General features: G+C 61.5%; 13 protein-coding genes. 8 read left to right on the top strand and 5 right to left on the bottom strand.

The annotated features are described in order from the left end of the window. Nucleotides 1–3 precede the first annotated feature (3 nt). Together QMK55_RS04960 and mnmC are read right to left on the bottom strand one after the other, a co-directional pair. Nucleotides 4–1,776 (bottom strand): N-acetylglutaminylglutamine amidotransferase, encoded by a 1,773-nt coding sequence (locus tag QMK55_RS04960; protein WP_320328780.1) that lies wholly within the window; start codon nucleotides 1,774–1,776, stop codon nucleotides 4–6. Between the two features lie 150 nt (nucleotides 1,777–1,926). Then, on the bottom strand, nucleotides 1,927–3,906 hold the full coding sequence (mnmC, locus tag QMK55_RS04955; RefSeq protein WP_320328779.1) for a bifunctional tRNA (5-methylaminomethyl-2-thiouridine)(34)-methyltransferase MnmD/FAD-dependent 5-carboxymethylaminomethyl-2-thiouridine(34) oxidoreductase MnmC: 1,980 nt from the start codon (nucleotides 3,904–3,906) through the stop codon (nucleotides 1,927–1,929). 342 nt (nucleotides 3,907–4,248) lie between these two features. On the opposite strand from mnmC, the gene pap reads away from it, so the two are divergent. After that, entirely contained in the window at nucleotides 4,249–5,763 is a 1,515-nt protein-coding gene (pap, locus tag QMK55_RS04950; RefSeq protein WP_102354102.1) for a polyphosphate:AMP phosphotransferase, read from the top strand. A gap of 103 nt (nucleotides 5,764–5,866) precedes the next feature. Beyond that, the gene (locus QMK55_RS04945; RefSeq protein ID WP_320328778.1) at nucleotides 5,867–7,051 is read left to right on the top strand and encodes a thiolase family protein; all 1,185 of its coding nucleotides are present in this window, start codon (nucleotides 5,867–5,869) and stop codon (nucleotides 7,049–7,051) included. A 119-nt stretch (nucleotides 7,052–7,170) separates the two neighbouring features. Here the strand turns inward: QMK55_RS04945 and QMK55_RS04940 are convergent, their stop codons facing one another. Next, the gene (locus QMK55_RS04940) at nucleotides 7,171–7,365 is read right to left on the bottom strand and encodes a DUF6316 family protein (protein ID WP_102354100.1); all 195 of its coding nucleotides are present in this window, start codon (nucleotides 7,363–7,365) and stop codon (nucleotides 7,171–7,173) included. A gap of 210 nt (nucleotides 7,366–7,575) precedes the next feature. Between QMK55_RS04940 and QMK55_RS04935 the strand changes: the two genes are divergently transcribed. After that, nucleotides 7,576–8,535 (top strand): DMT family transporter, encoded by a 960-nt coding sequence (locus tag QMK55_RS04935; protein ID WP_320328777.1) that lies wholly within the window; start codon nucleotides 7,576–7,578, stop codon nucleotides 8,533–8,535. A 123-nt stretch (nucleotides 8,536–8,658) separates the two neighbouring features. Here the strand turns inward: QMK55_RS04935 and QMK55_RS04930 are convergent, their stop codons facing one another. Continuing rightward, nucleotides 8,659–10,053 carry a class II fumarate hydratase gene (locus QMK55_RS04930; protein WP_320328776.1) on the bottom strand — a complete coding sequence of 465 codons (1,395 nt, stop codon included), beginning with the start codon at nucleotides 10,051–10,053 and terminating at the stop codon, nucleotides 8,659–8,661. A 193-nt stretch (nucleotides 10,054–10,246) separates the two neighbouring features. Here QMK55_RS04930 and QMK55_RS04925 point away from each other — a divergent pair, with 193 nt between their 5' ends. From QMK55_RS04925 to QMK55_RS04905, 5 genes are all read left to right on the top strand, one after another. Next, a complete protein-coding gene (locus QMK55_RS04925) occupies nucleotides 10,247–10,765 on the top strand; it encodes a DUF2059 domain-containing protein (RefSeq protein WP_102354097.1) in 519 nt (172 codons plus the stop codon). 12 nt (nucleotides 10,766–10,777) lie between these two features. After that, nucleotides 10,778–11,077 (top strand): BolA family protein, encoded by a 300-nt coding sequence (locus QMK55_RS04920; protein WP_007908388.1) that lies wholly within the window; start codon nucleotides 10,778–10,780, stop codon nucleotides 11,075–11,077. Between the two features lie 151 nt (nucleotides 11,078–11,228). After that, complete coding sequence (locus tag QMK55_RS04915; RefSeq protein WP_320328775.1) at nucleotides 11,229–12,170, top strand: rhodanese-related sulfurtransferase; 942 nt, start codon at nucleotides 11,229–11,231, stop codon at nucleotides 12,168–12,170. A 35-nt stretch (nucleotides 12,171–12,205) separates the two neighbouring features. Beyond that, entirely contained in the window at nucleotides 12,206–12,808 is a 603-nt protein-coding gene (locus tag QMK55_RS04910) for a DsbA family protein (protein WP_320330243.1), read from the top strand. Beyond that, entirely contained in the window at nucleotides 12,801–14,618 is a 1,818-nt protein-coding gene (locus tag QMK55_RS04905; protein WP_102354094.1) for an ABC transporter ATP-binding protein, read from the top strand. The genes QMK55_RS04910 and QMK55_RS04905 overlap by 8 nt, the downstream gene beginning before the upstream one ends. 1 nt (nucleotide 14,619) lies before the next feature. On the opposite strand, the gene QMK55_RS04900 is transcribed toward QMK55_RS04905, so the two are convergent. Further along, entirely contained in the window at nucleotides 14,620–19,257 is a 4,638-nt protein-coding gene (locus QMK55_RS04900; RefSeq protein ID WP_320328774.1) for a hypothetical protein, read from the bottom strand. Between the last annotated feature and the right edge of the window lie 59 nt (nucleotides 19,258–19,316).

Here is a 19,316-nt window from a genome sequence, read left to right as displayed (position 1 = left end):
CGATCAGATTCCTTGTTCACTGAGCCACAGGTTCAGGGCTGCGAGTTGCCACAGTTTCGAGCCGCGCAACGGCGTCAATTGGCCTTGTGGATCCGTCAGCAGTCTGTCGAGCATGGCCGGGTTGAACAGGCCGCGATCCTGGCTCGGATCCAGCAGCAGTTCACGCACCCAGTTCAACGTGTCGCCCTGCAAGTGCTTGAGGCCGGGTACTGGAAAGTAGCCTTTCTTGCGGTCGATCACTTCACTTGGAATCACCAGGCGTGCCGCTTCTTTCAGCACCTGTTTGCCGCCATCGGGCAGCTTGAACTGCCCGGGAATCCGCGCCGAGAGTTCCACCAGGCGATAGTCGAGAAATGGTGTGCGTGCTTCCAGACCCCAGGCCATGGTCATGTTGTCGACGCGTTTGACCGGGTCATCCACCAGCATCACCGTGCTGTCCAGCCGCAGGGCTTTGTCCACCGCGGCATTGGCGCCGGGTTGGGCGAAATGTTCCTTCACGAAGTCGCCGGCCGCGTCATTGGCGGTCAGCCATTTCGGCTGGACGGTGGCGGCGTAGTCGTCGTAGCTACGGTCGAAAAACGCCGCGCGATAGGCCGCGTACGGATCGGCCGCGCCATCGACCTGCGGGTACCAGTGATAGCCGGCAAACAGTTCGTCGGCACCCTGGCCGCTTTGCACCACCTTGCAGTGCTTGGCCACTTCGCGGGACAACAGGTAGAAGGCGATGCAGTCGTGGCTGACCATCGGCTCGCTCATCGCGCGGAACGCAGCGGGCAGTTGCTCGATGATCTCTTTTTCGTCGATGCGCAACTGATGGTGCTGGGTGCCGTAGTGCTTGGCGATCAAGTCCGAATACTGGAACTCGTCACCGCGCTCGCCGCCAGCGTCCTGGAAACCGATGGAAAAGGTCGACAGGTTTTCCACGCCGACTTCACGCAACAGCCCGACCAGCATGCTCGAATCGACACCGCCGGAAAGCAGCACGCCGACATCCACCGCCGCCCGTTGACGGATCGCCACGGCTTCGCGGGTGCTGTCGAGCACGCGGTCACGCCAGTCTTCGAGGGTCAGGTTTTTCTCGTCGTCGTGTGGGCCGTAGGGCAGGGTCCACCAGGTTTTCTGCTCGGTGCTGCCATCGGCTTCAACGCGCATCCAGGTCGCAGGCGGCAGCTTTTCGATGCCCGCGAGCAAGGTGCGTGGAGCGGGCACCACAGCGTGGAAATTCAGGTAGTGATTGAGCGCCACCGGATCGAGGATCGGGTTGATGTCGCCACCCTTGAGCAGTGCCGGCAGGGCTGAGGCGAAACGCAAACGCTGACCGGTGCGCGACAGGTACAACGGCTTCACGCCGAGCCGGTCGCGAGCGATGAACAGGCGCTGGGCATCGCGCTCCCAGATGGCAAAGGCAAACATGCCGTTGAGTTTCGGCAGTAGTGCTTCGCCCCAGGCGTGGTAGCCCTTGAGCAGCACTTCGGTGTCGCCACCGGAATAGAAGGCGTAACCGAGCGCTTCGAGTTCGCCGCGCAGTTCCGGGAAGTTGTAGATCGCGCCGTTGAAGGCCAGGGACAAGCCCAGTTGGCTGTCGATCATCGGCTGCGCCGAGCCGTCCGACAGGTCCATGATTTTCAGGCGACGATGACCCAGGGCAATCGGCCCTTGGGCATGAAAGCCCCACGCGTCGGGGCCACGAGGGGCCAGGTGATGGGTGATTCGCTCAATGGCTGCAAGGTCTGCAGGTTGATGATCAAAACGTAACTCGCCAGCTAATCCGCACATAAAGTCCTTACCGGTTTTTCCGTTGGGGATGGGTGATTCCGCGTCCGGCCAAAATGGCCGGTACTCAGAAACTGACCCGCTGCAGATGTGGGAGTTTTAGAACGATGAGTTATAAGTGGGCGCGACTGACCAGCGGCCAGCCACGATTTTTCACTTGCCGCGAATCAACTTGCGCAGCGCGAAACGGTTGGGATGGCAGGCCTCGGCGACGCTCCTGGGCAGTGGCAGCGGCTCGTTGTCCAGCCACGCGGCCAACAGCTCACCGGACAGCGGCGCGGTGATCAGCCCGCGTGAGCCGTGGCCACTGTTGATGTACAGACCGTCGAGCCACGGGCAGGTAATGTCCGGCACTTGTCGCGCATCCTTGCTCAACGTCGCGTAGGCCTGATCGAACGCTTCGCGATCCGCCAGCGGGCCGACAATCGGCAGATAATCAGGGCTGGTGCAGCGGAAGGCGGCACGGCCCTCCAGTGTTTCTGCAGACAGTTCGGCGATGTGCAGACGCGCCAGCAGATCGCCGGAAATTTCTTCGAGCATCGCCAGATTGCCCAGATGTTCGGCGGTGGTCGGGGTCAGGTCATCGCTGGTGAAGTCGAAGCTGGCGCCGAGGGTGTGTTCGCCAAGGCGTGCCGGCGCCACATAACCTTCGGCGCAGACCACGGTGTTCAGCGCCTGACTCTCGGCGGTTTGTGGCAGGCGCGTGATCTGTCCGCGAATGCGCTTGAGCGGCAGTTCGGCACTTTGCACAAAGCGTTTGATCTCCGCTGCGCCGGCCAATACCACCACCGGAGCGCTGGCGAGCAGGCGGTCGCCAGCGAAGGCGTGCCATTGGCCCTCGACCTGGCGCAGTTCCAGCGCGTCGTGATGCTTGAGCAATTCGATGTTCGGTTGCGCGGCTTGCGCCCGGCACAGCGCCGGCGGATGCACCCAACCACCTTCTGGGTAGTACAAGCCGCCGTGGGCCAGACCAATGCCGGCCTGAATCTCGGCTTGCGGTTGATCGAGCCAGTGCACCAGATCTTCCGGGAACGCCGCGGCCAGTTGCGCTTGACGCTCGGCTTCCTTGGCATTGAAGGCCAATTGCAGCACGCCGCAATCGTCCCAGTCCCTGCCGCGTTGCAGGGTTTGCAGCAGACGGCGGGTGTAGCCGAAACCGCTGACGATCAGTTGCGACAACGCAGTGCCGTGGGCCGACAGCTTCAGGTACAGCACACCCTGTGGATTGCCCGACGCCTCCTGCGCCACGTCGGCATGCCGTTCCAGCAGGCTGACCTGCCAGCCGCGCGCCGCGAGACTGGCGGCGGTGGCGCAACCGGCCAGCCCGGCGCCGATCACCAGCGCCCGACGTTCACTGGTCAGCGGGGCAGGGCGGGCGAACCACGGTTTGTTAGGCAGCGGTGGCGCGACGTCCTGCGGCCAGCCGAGAAACTCGCCGCGCAGGATTTCCCACTTGTGGCCGATGCCCGGCGTGCGTTTCATCTTGAACCCGGCCGCATTGAGCAAACGCCGTACCCAACCAGTGCTGGTGAAGGTGCTGATGGTCGAGCCGGGCGCGGCCAGCCGCGCCAGCTCGATGAACAGTTCGGCGGTCCACATGTCCGGGTTTTTTGCCGGGGCGAAACCGTCGAGAAACCACGCGTCGATCTGCGCATCGAGCTGCGGCAGTTGCTCCAGCGCATCGCCGATCAACAACGTCAGCGTCACTCGACCGTCAGCGAGCATGATCCGCTGAAAGCCTTGGTGGATGGCCACGTAATGGGTCAGCAACTGATCGGCCAGCGGCTTGAGCTCCGGCCACAAGGCCAAGGCTCGTTGCAGGTCGGCCGGAGTCAGCGGGTACTTTTCGACGCTGACAAAATGCAGACGGGCGCCGGCCACCGCCTGTTGCTCGAACAACTGCCAGGCGCAGAGAAAATTCAGCCCGGTGCCAAAGCCGGTTTCGCCGATCACCAGTCGCCCGTGTGCCGGTAGCGCGGCAAAGCGCTCGGCCAGACGGTTCTGCTCGAGGAACACATACCGCGTTTCTTCCAGGCCCGACTGGTCGGAAAAATACACGTCATCGAACACTCGCGAACGCGGGCGTCCGTGGTCATCCCAGTCGAGTTGGGCGTGGGGCAATACAGGTTTCATGGCAGGCTCGGCAACGACAAGGCGGCCATTCTAGCCGATCGCGGGGAGGCTGCTTGATCCATGGCAAGGCTGGGTTGTGCCGTCTCGAAGACAATCGATGATTTGGGCGCTGATCAGAGCAACCTGTGGCGAGGGGATTTGTCCCCGATCGACTGCGTAGCAGTCGCAATCCCGCTACCGGCATGCATCTGAGCGTTGAATGGCTTTGGGGCCGCTGCGCTGCCCATCGGGGATAAATCCCCTCACCACAGAGTTTTTCTTGAAGCCAAAAGGAGCGGAATTTCTCTGCCGCGCCCATGCCCAATCCGCTAGTCTTGCTGAATCCTGGAAGGAGCCGTCCCCATGTTTGAATCCGCTGAAATCGGTCACGCCATCGACAAAGAGACTTACGAGGCCGCCGTTCCTGCCTTGCGTGAAGCATTGCTGGAAGCCCAGTTCGAGTTGCAGCAGCAGAAGCGTTTCCCGGTGATCATTTTGATCAACGGCATCGAAGGCGCGGGCAAGGGCGAAACCGTCAAGTTGCTCAACGAGTGGATGGACCCGCGCCTGATCGAGGTCCGCACCTTCGATCAGCAGACCGACGAAGAGCTGGCGCGACCACCTGCCTGGCGTTACTGGCGGATGCTCCCGGCCAAGGGGCGGATGGGGGTGTTTTTCGGCAACTGGTACAGCCAGATGCTCCAGGGGCGAGTCCACGGTTTGTTCAAGGATCCGCGTCTGGATCAGGCAATCAACGCCGCCGAGCGTCTGGAAAAGATGCTCTGCGATGAAGGCGCGCTGATCTTCAAGTTCTGGTTTCACCTGTCCAAGAAACAGATGAAGGCCCGCCTCAAGGCGCTGGCCGACGACCCGCTGCACAGCTGGCGCATCAGCCCGCTGGACTGGCAGCAATCTGAAACCTACGACAAGTTCGTCAAATACGGCGAGCGTGTGCTGCGCCGCACCAGCCGCGATTACGCGCCGTGGCACATCATCGAAGGCATGGACGCCAATTACCGCAGTCTGGCGGTCGGCAAGATTCTGCTCGAAGGTTTGCAGAATGCCTTGAAACGCCCGGATGTTCATACCGAGGAAGTCAACGCCGCACCGCTGGGCACCGCAGTCGATCAACTGAACCTGCTCGACAGTCTCGACCTGAACCGGCAGTTGGAAAAGAAAGACTACGAAGAACAACTGATCACCGAGCAGGCGAGGCTGTCCGGGTTGATGCGCGACAAGCGCATGCGCCGCCACGCCTTGGTGGCAGTGTTCGAAGGCAATGATGCGGCGGGCAAGGGCGGGGCAATTCGCCGTGTCGCCGCGGCGCTCGATCCGCGCCAGTACAGCATCGTGCCGATTGCTGCGCCAACCGAAGAGGAGCGCGCGCAGCCGTACTTGTGGCGTTTCTGGCGGCATCTGCCGGCGCGGGGCAAGTTCACCGTGTTCGATCGCTCCTGGTATGGCCGGGTGCTGGTGGAGCGGGTCGAGGGCTTTTGCAGCCCGGCCGACTGGCTGCGGGCCTACAGCGAAATCAATGACTTCGAAGAGCAGATCGCCGACGCCGGGGTGATCGTCGTCAAGTTCTGGCTGGCGATCGACAAGGACACGCAGATGGAGCGGTTCCAGGCCCGGGAACAGATTCCGTTCAAGCGCTTCAAGATCACCGAGGACGACTGGCGCAACCGCGACAAGTGGGACGCTTATCGTGCGGCCGTGGGCGACATGGTCGACCGCACCAGCACCGAGATTTCGCCGTGGACACTGGTCGAGGCCAATGACAAGCGCTGGGCGCGAGTCAAGGTGCTGCGCACGATCAACCGCGCCCTCGAAGAGGCGTTCGAGAAGTCCGACAAGCGCGCGAAAAAGCACAAGGACTGAACCGATGGACACGCATACGCGGGGTGAATGATTGTCGCGGTCGGCGGCGGGGTGGACTTATCCTCGGTTCACTCTCCTGCGACAACAACAATTGAGGTATGCCATGCGTGAAGTGGTGATCGTCGACAGCGTGCGGACCGGCTTGGCCAAGTCCTTTCGCGGCAAGTTCAACCAGACCCGTCCCGACGACATGGCGGCCCATTGCGTCAACGCGCTGCTGTCGCGCAACGACATCGACCCGGCCAGCGTCGAGGACTGCATCGTCGGTGCCGGCTCCAACGAGGGCGCGCAGGGTTACAACATCGGCCGCAACGTGGCGGTGCTCTCGCGCCTGGGCACGAATGTGGCCGGCATGACCCTCAATCGCTTTTGCTCTTCGGGTCTGCAGGCGATTGCGATTGCTGCCAACCAGATCGCTTCCGGTTGCAGCGACATCATTGTTGCCGGTGGCGTCGAGTCGATCAGCCTGACCCTGAAAAGCGTCAACACCGATCACCTGATCAACCCGCTGCTCAAGCAGCAGGTGCCGGGCATCTATTACACGATGGGCCAGACCGCCGAAGTGGTCGCGCGCCGTTATGACGTCAGCCGCGAGGCACAGGACCGCTACGCGCAGCAAAGCCAGCTGCGCACCGCCCAGGCGCAGGCCGCCGGGCTGTTCAATGATGAAATCGTGCCGATGGCGGTCAAGTACCGGGTCGAGGACAAAAACAGCGGTGAGGTGCAGATCCTCGACAGCATCGTCGATCACGACGACTGCAACCGGCCGGACACCACCTACGAAAGCCTCGCTGGACTGAAACCGGTGTTTGCCGAGGACGGTTCAGTGACGGCCGGCAACTCGTCACAGCTGTCTGACGGTGCGTCGATGACCCTGGTGATGAGCCTGGAAAAAGCCCTGCAACTGGGACTCAAGCCCAAGGCGTTTTTCCGCGGTTTCACTGTGGCTGGCTGCGAGCCGGACGAGATGGGCATCGGTCCGGTGTTCTCGGTGCCGAAACTGCTCAAGGCCAAAGGCCTGCAAGTGGCGGATATCGACCTGTGGGAACTCAACGAGGCGTTTGCTTCGCAGTGTCTGTACGCCCGCGACCGTCTGGAGATCGATAACAACCAATACAACGTCAACGGCGGCTCGATTTCCATCGGCCACCCGTTCGGCATGACCGGGTCGCGGCAGGTCGGGCATCTCGTGCGTGAGTTGCAGCGGCGCAATTTGCGCTACGGCATTGTGACCATGTGCGTGGGGGGCGGGATGGGGGCGACGGGGTTGTTTGAGGCGGTGCGCTGACCCTGCAGATTTGTATTGCCTGTCAGGACGCCTTCGCGAGCAAGCCCGCTCCCACATTAGTACGGTGTACACCGATCAAAATGTGGGAGCGGGCTTGCTCGCGAAGGCTTCAACTCGGTTCATCGGTTGGAATCCAGAACCTGCATCCGCGCGATATACGCCTTTATTTCCTGCTCGGCTGTCTCCGGCCTGTCGAACGGCCCCTCAAGGGTGTTCTCCCGCGTGCAGAAAAACAGTTCGCCATTGACCCGACACATCCGGTCGCTGCGAAAGTGCGTGGCGGGGGCGCTGTCCTGGGCGCGCATTCCGTACATGATCGGCCTCCTTGAGTGATGCGCTGAAAGGGTTTCAATGAGCTTATGCCTGAAGCACTTGGCACGCCCGGGCAAGCGATCAACGGTGATTCGTCAATTTAATGCTGCGACCTGCACAGTTTCATTCGCGGCCTGGCCCGAACTGTCCCTGTGTTGCGCCTGCGTGCGGGCCTAGAATGACCGCTCTTGTCAGCAGGCATTGGGGTTCGCATGCACATTTCATCCGGTCGCTGGGTCTACGGTCTGTTCCTGGCGCTGCTGACGGCGTTTCTGTGGGGCATCCTGCCGATCAAGCTCAAGCAAGTGCTGCAGGTGATGGACCCGATCACGGTGACCTGGTTTCGCCTGTTGGTCTCCGGCGGTTGCCTGTTCATATATCTGGCCTCGGTCAAGCGCCTGCCGAGCCGTAAAGTGCTCGGCCCCCGGGGCGGCTGGCTGGTGCTGATGGCGGTGCTCGGGCTGGTGGGCAACTACGTGCTGTACCTGATGGGCCTCAACCTGCTCAGCCCCGGCACCGCGCAACTGGTGGTGCAGATGGGGCCGATCATGTTGCTGATCGCCAGCCTGTTCGTGTTCAAGGAGCGTTTCAGCATCGGTCAGGGGATTGGTCTGGCGGTGCTGCTGATCGGTTTTGTGCTGTTCTTCAATCAGCGGCTGGCGGAGCTGCTGACCTCATTGTCGGATTACACCGCAGGCGTTTTGCTGGTGCTGTTGGCGTCGACGGTGTGGACCTTCTACGCGCTGGGCCAGAAGCAATTGCTCACGGTGTGGAATTCGCTGCAGGTGATGATGGTGATCTATCTGTTCTGCGCGCTGTTGCTGACGCCGTGGGTGCATCCGCTCGAAGCGCTGGAACTGAGCCCGGTGCAAGGCTGGCTGCTGCTGGCGTGCTGCATGAACACGCTGATTGCCTACGGCGCATTTGCCGAAGCGCTGGCACATTGGGAAGCGTCACGGGTCAGTGCGACATTGGCGATCACGCCGTTGGTGACGTTTGGCGCGGTGGCGATTGCGGCGGGGATCTGGCCCGAATATGTGCATGCCGAGCAGATCAATGGGCTTGGGTATGGTGGGGCGGTGCTGGTGGTGTTGGGGTCAGCGCTGGTGGCGTTGGGGCCTTCGTTGATTGCCGGGTTGAAAGCGCGGCGAATGAAGATGGCAGCCAGTTAGACCGCGTCATCGTTCTTCGCGAGCAAGCCCGCTCCCACATTGGATCGCATTCCCCACATGGGATTGCGGTCAACTGTGGGAGCGAGCCTGCTCGCGAAGACGGACTTTCAGGCGCTACAAATCTCAGCCCTTGGCGCCGGCCTCGATCATGTTCTCCGGCCGCACCCAGGCGTCGAACTCTTCATCGGTCAGATACCCCAACGCCAACGCCGCCTCACGCAAGGTCAGGCCTTCGCTGTAAGCCTTCTTGGCGATTTCTGCCGACCTGTCGTAACCGATGTGCGGGTTCAACGCCGTCACCAGCATCAGTCCGCGTTCCAGGTGTTTGGCCATGACTTCGGCGTCGGGCTCAAGACCGGCGATGCAGTGCTGCTGGAAGTTGCTGCAACCGTCGGCGAGCAGGCGGATCGATTGCAGCAGGTTGTGGATGATCACCGGTTTGAACACGTTCAGTTGCAGGTGGCCCTGACTCGCGGCGATGCCGATGGTGACGTCGTTACCCAGCACTTGGCAGGCGAGCATCGACAGCGCTTCGCACTGGGTCGGGTTGACCTTGCCGGGCATGATCGAGCTGCCTGGCTCGTTCGCCGGCAGTCGCACTTCGGCAAAACCTGCCCGAGGGCCGGAGCCGAGCAAGCGCAGGTCGTTGGCGATTTTCATCAGGGCCACGGCGAGGGTCTTCAGGGCGCCGGACAGGCTGGTCAATGGTTCATGTCCGGCCAGTGCGGCAAACTTGTTCGGCGCGGTGACGAACGGGAGGCCGGACAGGGCGGCGAGTTCTGCGGCAATCGCTTCGCCAAAACCGTGCGGCGAATTCAGACCGGTGCCGACCGCGGTGCCGCCCTGCGCCAGTTCGCACACCGCTGGCAGCGCTGAGCGGATCGCCCGCTCGGCGTAATCCAGCTGCGCGATAAACCCGGACAGTTCCTGACCGAAGGTGATCGGCGTCGCGTCCATCATGTGCGTGCGGCCGGTCTTGACCAGTTTCATGTGGCGTGCCGCCAGTTCGGCCAGACCGCCGGACAGCTCGGCGATGGCCGGCAGCAATTGCTCCTGCACGGCTTTGGCGGTGGCGATGCTCATGGCGGTGGGGAAGCAGTCGTTGGAGCTTTGTGAGCGGTTGACGTGATCGTTGGGGTGCACCGGCGTCTTGCCGCCGCGCGGGTTGCCGGCCAGTTCGTTGGCGCGGCCGGCGATCACTTCGTTGACGTTCATGTTGCTTTGGGTGCCGCTGCCGGTCTGCCAGACCACCAGCGGGAACTGGTCGTCGTGCTGGCCGTCGAGGACTTCGTCGGCGGCTTGTTCGATCAGGCGGGCGATGTCGGCGGGCAGGTCGCCGTTGCGGTCGTTGACCCGGGCGGCGGCTTTCTTGATCAGGGCCAGGGCGTGCAGTACCGGCAGCGGCATGCGTTCCTGACCAATGGCGAAGTTGATCAGCGAGCGTTGCGTCTGAGCACCCCAGTAGGCGTCGTCCGGGACTTCGATCTGGCCCAGGCTGTCGGTTTCGATACGGCTCATCGTGCACACTCCTGTTGGTCTGTTTGCGCAGTTTAGGCCCGGTCAGGCCCAGGTGGTTCCCTCGAACCGATTGTTGACCGGTAAAACCCCGTCAATCAAGCACGGCAAGGGCTGGGGGTTGAGCCACGAGGTTTTTTAGGCGCAGAATGGTCGCCCTTGGGGTTTTACCTCGCCTAGCTGAAAAGGAAACTCGATGACTCGTCTTCGTGCCATCTGCACCGCGGTTGCACTGGTTTGCGCCAGCGGCCAGGTGCTTGCCGATACCGCCAGCCACAACGCCAGTGCTGAAGCTTTCTTGACCCTGGCGCACGCTGACAAGCTGGGCACTCCGGTGTACATGCAAGTGCAGCAAATGTTCGCTCAGCGTTTTGAGCAGACCAAAGCCCCGGAAGCCAAGAAAGCCGTACTGGAAACCTATCAGGCCAAGGCCAACGCTGCGCTGGACCAAGCCATTGGCTGGAACAAGCTGAAACCGGACATGGTCAAGCTCTACACCAGCAACTTCAGCGAATCCGAGCTGAAGGATCTGGTCGCGTTCTACCAGTCGCCACTGGGCAAGAAAGTCCTCGAAAAAATGCCGCAGCTGACTCAGCAATCGGCCCAGATGACCCAAGCCAAACTGGAAAGCGCCGTGCCGGTCGTCAACAAGCTGCTCGACGACATGACCAACGAGCTGGCACCGAAAGGCGCTGCACCGGCCAAGAAGAAGTAAGCGGAGTTCGTGATGACCATGCAACAACGCATCGAATCGACGCTGGCGCTGCTTCAGCCCGAACATCTGCAAGTGCTGGATGAAAGCCACATGCACAGTCGCGGGTTACAGACCCACTTCAAGGCTGTGGTGGTCAGTGCGCAGTTCGATGGCCTCAATCGGGTCAAGCGCCACCAGAAAGTCTACGGCACGCTTGGCGAGCTGATGGGCGAATTCCATGCGTTGGCGCTGCACACCTACACGCCGCAGGAATGGGCAGAGATCGGCGCCGCTCCGGCGTCGCCGACCTGTGCCGGCGGAAGCAAACATTAAGATCAAAAGATCGCAGCCTGCGGCAGCTCCTACAGGAGACTGCCGCTGGTGGTGATGTTTTTGCTAGAATCCGCAACGCGCCGCTCATCCGGCGCGTTTTTTTTTGAATCCGGTTCACCCTTTGCGAGGGTAGCCACCTGGAGAAATACCCATGACACAACCGATTGTCGTGGCGGCACTGTATAAGTTCGTCACCCTCGAAGATTACGTCAACCTGCGCGAGCCACTGCTGCAAGCGATGGTCGACAATGGCATCAAAGGCACCCTGCTGATCGCCGAAGAAGGCATCAACGGCACGGTGTCCGGCAGCCGTGAAGGCATCGATGGCCTGCTCGCCTGGCTGAAAAACGACCCGCGCATGATCGATATCGACCACAAAGAGTCGTACTGCGACGAGCAGCCGTTCTACCGCACCAAGGTCAAGCTGAAGAAAGAGATCGTCACCCTCGGCGTCGAAGGCGTGGACCCGAACAAAAAGGTCGGCACCTACGTTGATCCGCAAGACTGGAACGCGTTGATCAGCGACCCCGAAGTGCTGTTGATCGACACGCGCAACGATTACGAAGTGTCGATCGGTACCTTCGAAGGCGCCATCGATCCGAAAACCACCAGTTTTCGTGAATTTCCCGACTACATCAAAGAGCACTTCGACCCGGCCGTGCACAAGAAGGTCGCGATGTTCTGCACCGGTGGCATTCGCTGCGAGAAAGCCTCGAGCTACATGCTGGGCGAGGGTTTCGAAGAGGTTTACCACCTCAAGGGCGGCATCCTGAAGTACCTCGAAGAGGTGCCGCAGGAAGAAACCAAATGGCAGGGCGACTGCTTCGTGTTCGACAACCGCGTGACCGTGCGTCACGACCTCAGCGAAGGCGACTACGATCAATGTCATGCCTGCCGCACACCGGTCAGTGTTGAAGATCGCGCCTGCGAGCACTACGTCGCCGGCATCAGCTGCCCGCATTGCTGGGACACGCTGAGCGAGAAAACCCGCCGCAGCGCCATCGATCGGCAGAAGCAGATCGAACTGGCCAAGGCGCGCAACATGCCGCACCCGATCGGCTACAACTATAAGCAAGCATCCACCGAGGTCTGATCATGTCTGCGCGCCTGCTCTATGTGATGGATCCGATGTGTTCCTGGTGCTGGGGGTTCGCTCCGGTCGCCAAGGCATTGGTCGAGCAGGCGCAGGCAGCCGGGGTCGAGCTGCACCTGGTGGTCGGTGGGTTGCGCACCGGCAGCGGTGCGGCGCTGGAACCGACCACGCGGCGCTACATCCTTGAGCACTGGCAGGCGGTCACCGAGGCCACCGGTCAGCCGTTCAAGTTCGACGGCGCGTTGCCCGACGGTTTTGTCTATGACACCGAGCCTGCCTGCCGGGCGATCGTCACCGCGCGCAGCCTCGCGCCGGATTGCGCGTGGACACTGGTCGGCCTGATCCAGCAGGCGTTCTACGCTGAAGGTCGCGATGTGACCCAGGCCGGTGTGCTGGTGGAACTGGCAGAGCAGGCAGGCGTACCACGTATCGAATTTGCCGCGCTGTTCGATCATGCCGATCAGCACAAGGCGACTCAGGCCGATTTCAGTTGGGTGCAGGATCTGGGCATCGCCGGTTTCCCGACCTTGCTCGCCGAACGCAACGGCCAACTGGCGCTGCTGACCAACGGCTACCAACCACTCAGTGAACTCTCGCCGTTACTCGGTCGCTGGCTGGAGCGCGCAGCCTGTGCCTGACCGGGCCGATGACACGCCAGCCGTAAAGCGTGTCGACCGGCTGAGCTGGGCAGAAGTCCGGCGACTGGCACTGCATCACAAAAAATCCCTGTGGATCGCCAACGGCGTCGCCGTCCTGGCGACGCTGTGCAGCGTACCGATTCCGTTGTTGTTGCCATTGCTGGTGGACGAAGTCCTGCTCGGGCATGGCGATGCTGCACTGAAAATCATGAACCACGTGTTGCCGTCGATGTGGCAGCAGGCAGCGGGTTACATCGGCCTGATGCTGGTGGTCACCCTGACCCTGCGCTGCAGTGCCCTGTGCTTTGGCGTGTTGCAGGCGCGACTGTTTGCACGGTTGGCCAAGGACATCGTCTACCGCATTCGTGTGCGTCTGATCGAGCGCCTCAAACGTATCTCCCTCGGTGAATACGAAAGTCTCGGCAGCGGCACCGTGACCACGCACCTGGTCACCGATCTGGACACTCTCGACAAGTTCGTCGGCGAAACCCTCAGCCGTTTTCTGGTGGCGATGCTGACCCTGGTCGGTACCGCGAGCATCCTGATGTGGATGCACTGGAAACTGGCGCTGCTGATCCTGCTGTTCAACCCGTTGGTGATCTACGCCACGGTGCAGTTGGGCAAGCGGGTCAAGCACCTGAAGAAACTGGAAAACGACAGCACCTCGCGCTTCACTCAGGCCCTGAGCGAGACCCTCGATGCGATCCAGGAAGTGCGCGCCGGCAACCGTCAGGGCTTCTTTCTCGGGCGACTCGGATTGCGCGCGCAGGAAGTGCGCAATTACGCAGTCAACTCGCAGTGGAAGACCGATGCGTCGAACCGCGCCAGCGGTCTGCTGTTTCAGTTCGGTATCGACATCTTTCGCGCCGCAGCCATGCTCACGGTGCTGTTCTCCGACCTGTCGATCGGCCAGATGCTCGCGGTGTTCAGTTACCTGTGGTTCATGATCGGCCCGGTCGAACAACTGCTCAATCTGCAATACGCCTACTACGCAGCGGGCGGTGCGCTGACGCGGATCAACGAACTGCTGGCGCGCGCCGATGAGCCGCAATATCCCGGCGGCGTCGATCCGTTCAAGGGCCGCGAGACCGTGGGCATTCAGGTTCAGGGTTTGAGCTTCGGGTATGGCGATGAGCTGGTGCTGGATCAACTGGATCTGTCGATTGCACCCGGTGAAAAAGTCGCAATTGTCGGCGCCAGTGGCGGTGGTAAAAGTACCCTTGTGCAGTTGCTGTTGGGGCTCTATACGCCAGTGTCCGGGACTATCCGCTTCGGTGGTTCGACCCAGCAGGAAATCGGCCTGGAGCTGGTCAGGGAAAACGTCGCCGTGGTGCTGCAACACCCGGCGCTGTTCAACGACACCGTGCGCGCCAACCTGACCATGGGCCGCACCCGCAGCGACGATGCCTGCTGGCAGGCACTGGAAATCGCCCAGCTGGAACCGGCAATTCGCGCACTGCCGGACGGCCTCGACAGCATTGTCGGCCGCTCCGGTGTGCGCCTTTCCGGTGGTCAGCGCCAGCGCCTGGCGATCGCGCGGATGATCCTTGCCGAGCCGAAAGTGGTGATCCTCGACGAAGCCACCTCGGCCCTCGATGCCGCCACCGAGTACAACCTGCATCAGGCCATGGCACGCTTTCTCAATGGCCGCACCACGCTGATCATTGCCCACCGCCTCTCAGCGGTGAAGCAGGCGGATCGGGTGCTGGTGTTCGATGGCGGGCAAGTGGCCGAGGACGGCGACCATCAGCAACTGATCGCTGATGGCGGCTTGTACGCCAAGCTGTACGGGCATCTGCAGCGCCTTTAGGTCAGCCCCACAAAACCTGCAGGGCATCGGCCGCGCCGTCGTAACCAAACTCCTTGATCACCACTGAACACGATTCGCACGGGCGCATGGTCGTCGCGATGTCGACTGCGCGTATTTCTTTCGGGTCCGGGTATTTTTCGCGAATCACTCTGATCAACTTGCTTTCGCTGTCCAGTGAAGTGGGGCGGCTGGTCTGGGTCGGCTGATAGGTTTTCAACTCCTTGATGGTCAGCGGCACCGCCAACAGTTGACCCTGTTCGGTCACCTCCAGCGAAGTGCGCGGGAAGGCCGGGTTGTAATCGATGTTGATGTAGGTGGTCTGACCGATCCGCACGTGATTGGCGCCCATGTGCCGAAACAGCGGCAGGCGCTGCGTGCTGCCTTGCGCGCCGGAGACGCTGACGTAGATTTCACGCTGGCCGCTGGCGGTGGTGACTTCGGCGAACGCGATGTTGCGTGCGTTGACCGGGCGCTCGCGCACGGGCAGCAGGTTCTGCAATTTCTGCATGGCGCCATCGATGCGCAGCGCCGCGTTGGCATTGGCCGGCTGCACGGTGGGTGACAGGAACAGTGTGTCGAAAATTTCCGCGGTTTTTTCTCGAAAGGCCTGCGGTGCTTCTTTGCTGCGTGCCCAGGTGGCGGCACCTTCGGGCAGGCGCGTGACGATCATCCGGGTGGAGTGATCGAACATCAGCGCCTCGCCCGGACTGGTGTCGACTTTCAGCCATTTCATGTTGTTCGCAGGGTTTGCCTGGGTGCCGATGGGAATCGCGATCTGTTCCATGGTGTGCATGGCGCGTTGCACGGCTTCGAGGCCATGGATATGCGCGACATTGTTGGCATGCAGCGAACCGGTGTAGACGGTCAGCAGTTCCGCGCCCAACGTGCCGTCGGCCAGTTCGGCAGGTGTCAGGCGTGTGAAGGTCAACGGGTTGCCGGGAATGTCGCCCTTGGCAATGCTGGCGAGGTAGTACTCATGGTGGTTCACCCGAAAGAACACGTGAGCGCAGGACTCGTCGAGGGCCGGCACGAGCACCGCACCGACCTGATGCGAATCGTTGATTCCATCGTAGGTGCCACCCGTCTTGATGCGGGCGAAAATCCCTTTGCGAAACTGTAGCGTGGCCTGAATCTGTTGCCGCGGCACCAGCCTGCCACGACTGAACCCCAGGCGATACAGGTCACCGGTGAACAGTGTCGGGCGGTTGTCGACGATGCGATAGAGCTTGGCGTCGACGGCCAGGAACGTTCCATTTTGCCGGGGCAGCGGGGCCGGTTCCGAGACTCGCTCGCCGAACCATGGTGCATAGCCTTTTTCCTTGTCGATCGTGCCAAGGGGCGGTGTTGGTGCCGGCTCTGCGGTGATATAGCTGACGCGGCAGTCGCCTGCTGGCCCGGGTGCGCGCCGGATACGGCATGGCAACAGCTTCCAGTGCTGACTCTCGTCGAGAAGATCGACGCGGCGCAGTTCATCGCCGTCGAGTCGATAGGGCACGTCGTCGATCAGCACCGTGGTCCGTCCACTCATTTCGGGCAGATGTTCCACACGGGTGTTCTGCGGCAGATCGATGACGATTTGATCGTCGGTTTTCGTCACCCCACGGTAGTACGAGCGCCCGAGTGAAAACTCATGTTCCTGCGCTATCAGTCGCGGCCCATAGGGGCGGTTGGAGAATGGGTCGAGCAGGTGATGCCGGATCCCGCTGACGGCAACGTTGCGCACCGGTACATCGTCAATGCCCCTGACCACGGCCAGGTGATCGGCCGGGCTCAGGGGTTTCCAGCTTCCGGCATCCAGCGTTTGCGGCAGGCTGTGCAGCAAATCGTATTCACCGCTTCTGCCGGCCAGTCTTTTCAGGCGCAATAGCGCACGGTTTTCCAGGTGTGCAGCGGCCCGCACCGCGCTGATCACGCCGCGGCCACCGAGCTTGAACAAGGCCGGCGCCGCGTCCAGCGGGTTGAGATTTCTCAGGCTGGCAACCACCAGGTTTTTCGACAGTTGCGCCATGCGCGGCAGGGCGACACGAATCGCCATTTTTCCTGCCACCGCGGCCAGGCGAATGCTGCCGGCGATGAACTTGCCCAATGGAATCGCGAATGAAACGATGTCGAGCAGCAGCCCGAGCACGCCCATCAAGCGTGTGCCGGGGCTGTTTGATTGCAGGTCGTCGAGACTGCCCCAGAACGGGATGAATGCCTTGAGCCCGAAGATCCAGTGTTGCTTGTTGTATTCCCGCTCGAAGCGGGTTTCGCCCCAGGCTTCGCGGCGCAGCGCCTGTTCATCGACATAGAACAACCGGGTGGCGACGAAAGAGGCGATCTGTCCGGTTCGCGCCGAGGTGAAGTTCAGGTTCGGTACGCCTGGGTGAAGGACCGACGGCAGCGTTGACGGTGCGAGTGCATTGCCCAACGGTTCGAGGATGGCGACGCACCTGGCCTGCGGTTTGGGTATTGAGCCGTTCCGGTGTGCATCGTGATCGAACGGCAGCGGGCGAGCGGCGATACGACTGATGCTCTGGCCCTTGGTTCTCCCGCGTTTTGGTGGCAGTGGCGGCAACAGAAACCCGCCGACATGCCCGACTGTCAGGTCCGAACGTTTGCGGATCATGCCGGCGCGCGGCAGGCACTCGTAGAAGCTCGATGTCCCCTCATAAGTGGCCTGTAACACAAACCCCATGCGTGTCCTGTGGGGCAGGATGTTTTCCGGTGTTTCCAGATGAGCCTCGATGTGACGGGTCTGCTTCCTGAGGCTCAGGATTCTCACTTCACCCTGTTCCAGCGCCTGACGATCAGCCGATGGCAGTGTGACCAGTTGACTCTTGATCAGGTACTCATAGGCACTTTTGGTCTTGGCCAGATAGGTATCGAACTGCGAGTCGAACACGGTCTTGATATCGGGCAAAGTGCAATCGGTCGGGAACCTCGACAACCGTCGGCCAGGGGGTTGGCTCGGGCCTGTGCTGTCGACAAATCCGCTTTGCAGTTTGCGTTGTGCACTCAGGCTGATCCATTCGCTGGCACGCCTGCCATCGTCGCTGACGTACCAGCGGGCATCGGCGGTCAGCCCGCCGCCGGCATACACCTCCAGCAACGGCCAAGTGGGTAGCGCGACGTCGGGGGTGTCGAGAATGTTGCGTCGATGACGGCTGGCGGATTGATGATGGTGGCGCTTGAGGTGGATTTTCCTGTGGTCGTAAAGGTCATTGGCCAGCGCGCGCTCCAGCAACTGTCTGGCCAGTGGCAGGCGTTGCGGTGGCTCGACATCCAGTTGCAGGATTGCCTTGTTCAGTTGCGCCTCGTGATCCTCCAGCGCTTGCATGGCAGGCTGCACGGTTTGTGGCTCGTCCGAGGGCGTCAATGCGCCCGTCGCCAGCGCCCAGGTTTGCGCCGCTGGCGCACGCGTCGCGGCAATCAGGGCTTGCAAGTCGGCGCTGGCGTTTGCGCTTTTCGTCAGGGGCAGGTCAAGCAACTGTTGAAACGTCAGATAACGCAGCAGCTCTGGATCAAGGGCGTGGGCGAGGTGGGTGCCATGCACGAAGTTCACCCAGACCGTCGAACTGGCATAGGGCAAGTCTTCAGGAATGTCGCGGACTTGAAACTCCAGTGGGAAGCGCGTCAGACATATCCATCCCAGCAGGTGTTTCTCAATCGCCGTCGACGTGCGGCGGGAGTCTTCCAGATGTTGCAGGAAATCCCGGCGAAGGGTGGTGTAGCTCCTTCCGTAGTGAGCCCGTTGTTCAAGTGCAAAACCAGCCACTGTGGTCGAGCTGCCGTCGTGGGCCGCCTCGTACCACAGGCACAATGCTTCAAGTAGCAGGCGTGCGCCGACGTCAGGAAGAGTCTGCTCATCAGGCTGTGCGCCATACCACTGCAGTTTTTGCAGAATACGCAGGCCCAGATCCTGCGCCTTGGGCGTATCGAGCAGGCGTTCCAGGCACGTGGCAGGCTGATCCTCCAACTGCTTGCGGGTAAACGCAGGCGTGACCTCAGCGGCCAGGCTGTCGATGGCCGACAGGGTTTTGCCGGTGAGCCAGTCGCCAATCAGGTCCTGGACTGCGGCTTTTTCGTCGTCGCTCATCAGTAGCGTCAGCGCCGGGTTCTGACGCAGATTCAGTCGGTGGCTGGCGCGGTGTTCTTCTACCTCGTTGATCAGTCGGCCCAGGCTCGCGGCGTCAGGCGTGCTGGGCAATGTGAACCCGGACTCACGCAGCAGTTGTGACAGCGGCAACACTCTGTCGGAACGCAAGTGTGCGCCTATACTCAGCAACGCTAGCTGAAACTCTTGAATTCTGGCGGATGCCTTTTTGACATCCTCGATGGTGTGGTGGGCGACGCTGTCATCGCGACGGCTGAACGTAAAGCTACACTGATCGCCCACGGCACTGACTTGTAACAGCCGGTCTTTGGAGGCTTGCAAATACTCGCTCAATGGCCGATTGCCCGCCTCTTCGAACAGCGCTTGCAGAAGGGTTTGCGTCCGCTCGTACGCCGTGCCGAGGCGCGAATGCGCTTGGGGTGACAGGTAGTAGCTGTCCAGCGAGGTCGAGGCCGCGAGAACAGCGCGAAGTGCGGTGTTCATCGAGCGGTATTCAGCCTGTTGGGCAATATGCCGTTGCAGCGTGGATATCGGTGATTGCATGGGGGAGATGGCTCTGAAATGATCGGAAGCCGTCAGTGTCGAAGCATCGAGAACCCGGG

Source organism: Pseudomonas sp. P8_229, assembly GCF_034008635.1.
Classification (GTDB): Bacteria; Pseudomonadota; Gammaproteobacteria; order Pseudomonadales; family Pseudomonadaceae; genus Aquipseudomonas.
This window is presented reverse-complemented; position numbering and strand designations above follow the sequence as displayed.